Here is a 2,114-nt window from a genome sequence, read left to right on the forward strand (position 1 = left end):
AGCGACTGCGTGGCGAAGATGACGGAGGCGTTCTTCTTGCGCAGCGTCTTCAGCCATTCGCGGAGCTGGCCGGCGAAGCCTTCATCGTCCAGCGCCAGCCAGCCCTCGTCGATGATGAGCAAGGTCGGCCGCCCGTCGAGTCGGTCGCCGATGCGGTGGAAGAGATAGGCGAGCACGGCGGGCGCAGCACCTGTGCCGACCAGCCCCTCGATCTCGAACGCCTGCACGGCGGACGAGCCGAGTTGCTCGACCTCCGCGTCGAGCAGCCGACCATAGGCCCCGCCGACGCAATAAGGCCGGAGCGCCTGCTTGATGTCGTTGGACTGGAGCAGCACCGACAGGCCGGTGATCGTGCGTTCCTCGACCGGCGCCGAGGCCAGCGACGTCAGCGCGGTCCAAATGTGCTCCTTCACTTCCGGCGTGATCTGGATTGCTTCACGGGTCAGGATCGCGACGATCCAGTCGGCGGCCCAGGCACGCTCATAGGTATCGTGGATGCGCGCGAGCGGCTGAAGCGAGACGGAGAAGTCGTCGCCCTCTGTCAGCCCGCCGCCGAGATCGTGCCAGTCGCCGCCCATGGCGAGGGCTGCGGCGCGGATCGAGCCGCCGAAGTCGAAGGCGAACACCTGGCTGCGATCATAGCGCCGGAACTGGAGCGCCATCAGCGCGAGCAACACGCTCTTGCCCGCGCCAGTCGGGCCGACGACGAGGGTGTGGCCGACATCGCCGACGTGGAGGGATAACCGGAACGGGGTCGAGCCTTCGGTCTTGCCGTAAAGCAAGGGGGGCGCACCGAAATGCTCGTCCCGTTCCGGCCCCGCCCACACCGCCGACAGCGGTATCATGTGGGCGAGATTCAAAGTGCTGATGGGGGGCTGGCGGACGTTGGCGTAGGCGTGGCCGGGCAGACTGCCGAGCCATGCGTCCACCGCGTTGACCGTCTCGACCATGGCCGTGAAGTCGCGGCCCTGGATGACCTTCTCGACAAGGCGGAGTTTCTCGTCGGCAAGGCGCGGATCGGCGTCCCACACCACGATGGTCGCGGTGACATAGGCCACGCCGGCGACATCGGCTCCCAGTTCCTGCAAGGCCATGTCGGCGTCGGTCGCCTTGTTGGACGCATCGGTGTCCACCAGCGCCGAGGCTTCGTTGGTCAGAACTTCCTTGAGGATGGCGGCGATCGACTTGCGCTTGGCGAACCATTGCCGCCGGATCTTGGTCAGCAGTTTGGTCGCGTCGGTCTTGTCGAGCAGGATCGCGCGGGTCGACCAGCGATAGGGAAAGGCCAGCCGGTTGAGATCGTCGAGCAGGCCGGGCGTCGTCGCGGTCGGAAAGCCGATGACGGTGAGGACGCGAAGATGCTGGTCGCCAAGGCGCGGTTCGAGGCCGCCGGTCAGCGGCTGGTCGGCGAGCAGCGCATCGAGATAGATCGGCGTTTCGGGAACGCGGACGCGATGCCGCTTGGTTGAAACCGCCGAATGGAGATAGGTCAGCGTCTCCGTGTCATCGAGCCAGCCGCATTCGGGCATGAAGCCGTCGAGCAGCGCGAGCACGCGATCGGTGCGGTCGATGAACCCGCGCATCACCTCATGGGGATCGACGCCGGATTGCTCGCGGCCCTCGTAGAGCCAGGTTTCGGCCCGGGCGGCGTCCTCGGCCGGCGGCAGATAGAGGATGGTCAGGAAATAGTCCGACACGAAATGGATGCCGGCTTCCTCGAAGTCGGCCTTGCGTTCCTCTTCCACCAGGCCGGAGGCCGGATCGGGAAACGTGCTGTCGGGATAGGTCGCGGCTTCGCTGCGCTGCGCCTCGACAAAGATGCTCCAACCCGAGCCGAGACGGCGGAAGGCGTTGTTGATGCGACCGGCGACGGCGACCAGCTCGGCCGCGACGGCGCTATCGAGATCGGGACCGCGGAAGCGCGCGGTGCGCTGGAACGATCCGTCCTTGTTCACGATGACGCCGGGGCCGACCAGCGCGGCCCAGGGCAGATAGTCGGCAAGGCGGGCAGCGGTGCGGCGATATTCGGAGAGATTCATCATGGCGACGCCCCCTCAGACCGCGAGAAAAGCCGGGACGCGCAGATGGCGTCGGCCGACCTCGACGAATTGGGG

1 protein-coding gene is annotated in these 2,114 nt (G+C 66.7%); it reads right to left on the reverse strand.

The window, feature by feature from the left end; all coding sequences use genetic code 11:
• Positions 1 to 2,042 (reverse strand): conjugal transfer protein TrbE (gene trbE, locus KDJ86_RS16765; protein WP_291748413.1); only part of this gene is annotated, 2,042 nt, incomplete at its 3' end.
• Between the last annotated feature and the right edge of the window lie 72 nt (positions 2,043 to 2,114).

Origin of the sequence: Bauldia sp. (genome assembly GCF_020442045.1) — a bacterium.
Classification (GTDB): Bacteria; Pseudomonadota; Alphaproteobacteria; order Rhizobiales; family Kaistiaceae; genus Bauldia.